At 72.1% G+C, this 219-nt stretch carries 1 protein-coding gene; it reads right to left on the reverse strand.

Annotation, left to right across the window (positions count from 1 at the left end; all coding sequences use genetic code 11):
• The coding region (locus tag FHG10_RS17830; protein WP_152354710.1) for an Ig-like domain-containing protein at positions 1-219 on the reverse strand (219 nt) is incomplete at both ends.

Below are 219 nucleotides of genomic sequence, written 5' to 3' on the forward strand. Positions count from 1 at the left end.
GCGGTGACCGCGGTGACGGTGAGCGGATCGCCGTCCGCGTCGCTGTCATTGGCCAGCACGTCCAGCACCACGGCGGTGTCCTGGGCCGTGGCGGCGCTGTCGCCGGCGGCCACGGGCGCGGTGTTGCCGCCGGCGCCGTCCTCATTGGCTATCGGCGCTGCGGTGTTCTCGAAGTAGTCGGCCTCGGCAATGTAGCCCGGTGCGCCGCCGCTGCTGTTT

Origin of the sequence: Brachybacterium subflavum, assembly GCF_009299795.1 — a bacterium.
Taxonomy (GTDB): Bacteria; Actinomycetota; Actinomycetes; order Actinomycetales; family Dermabacteraceae; genus Brachybacterium; species Brachybacterium subflavum.